We start from the raw sequence: 1,457 nt of genomic DNA on the forward strand, positions 1-1,457 counted from the left end.
TCCTTACGATGTTGTGAGTGTCGGAGGCGGAGTAATGTTCCGGCAACCCTCGGGCGATGGGTATGGCTGAGGTCTCCTTGCCGCCTGGACGGCTTACTGGGAATAGCCGCCCGTCGCCCGTGTGATGACTCGACCGCTGATTGAGAATTGCGACATCGATCGCTGTGTAAGGACGTGCCGGCGCAGTTATCCGCAGGGACCATAACTCCACATTAGAAGGGACACTCTGTGCCAAAAATCTGGGCCGGCATCGACGCTGGCAAACGTGAACACCACTGCGTCGTCATCGACGAGGCAGGCAAAAAGCTCCTGTCCGAACGTGTCGAGAACGACGAGAGCGTCCTGCTGGAACTCATCGCATCGGTCGTTGACCTAACCGACGGCGAGCCTGTGACCTGGGCGACCGACCTCAACGCTGGCGGCGCCGCACTGCTGATCAGCCTCCTCACCGCGCACGACCAACAGCTGCTCTATATTCCCGGCCGAATCATTCACCACGCCTCGGCGACCTACCGCGGTGACGGCAAAACGGACGCCAAAGATGCGGCCATCATCGCTGACCAGGCCCGCATGCGCCGCGACCTTCAACCCGTGCGCGGTGGCGATCACACCAGCATCGACCTGCAGCTCCTAACCTCCTACCGCCACGACGTGATGTGCGATCGGGTGCGCACGATCAATCGCCTGCGCGCTGTGATGCTCGAGTACTTCCCAGCACTGGAGCGGGCTTTCGACTATTCCAAAAACAAGGCAGCACTCGTGCTCCTGTCCAGCTATCAAACCCCAGACGCGCTTCGCCGTCTTGGACGCACCCGACTCCACGCCTGGCTGAAAGCGCGCGGCTGCCGCAACAGCGCCAGCGTCGCCAACAAAACCGTCGATGCCGCCGAGGCCCAACACACTAACCTCACGACCCAACCGATGGGCGCCATGTTGGTCGCCCGCCTCGCCGCCCAACTCCAAAACATCGACCACACCCTGACCGAACTCGACACCCAGATCGCCAGCTTGTTCCAGCAACACGCTGACGCTGAAATCATCATCAGCATGCCCGGCTTTGGCCCCCTACTCGGCGCGACATTCCTCGCCGCGACCGGGGGCACCATGGACGCGTTCGATTCCGCAGACCGGCTCGCCACTGTCGCCGGCCTCGCGCCCGCCCCCAGGGACTCCGGCCGCATCAGCGGCAACCTGCACCGGCCCCGCCGCTTCAACCGCCGCTTGCTCCGAACCTGCTATCTCGCGGCGCTCTCGAGCCTGAAGAACAGCCCCGCGTCACGGACCTTTTACGACCGCAAACGCCGTGAAGGCAAGAGCCACAAACAGGCCCTCCTTGCACTCGCCCGCCGACGCATCAACGTCCTCTGGGCCATGCTCCGCGACCACACCACTTATCAGGAACGAGTCCCCCTCCCCACGCTCACAACTACTTGACAAAGACATTGAGATTCCCAATG

1 protein-coding gene is annotated in these 1,457 nt (G+C 62.6%); it reads left to right on the top strand.

Annotation, left to right across the window (positions count from 1 at the left end; genetic code table 11):
• Window positions 1–228 precede the first annotated feature (228 nt).
• A complete protein-coding gene (locus tag CXY72_RS00070; RefSeq protein ID WP_104125717.1) occupies window positions 229–1,434 on the top strand; it encodes an IS110 family transposase in 1,206 nt (401 codons plus the stop codon).
• The last annotated feature ends 23 nt before the right edge of the window (window positions 1,435–1,457 follow it).

The organism is Cryobacterium sp. Y57 (assembly GCF_002929505.1).
GTDB lineage: Bacteria > Actinomycetota > Actinomycetes > Actinomycetales > Microbacteriaceae > Cryobacterium.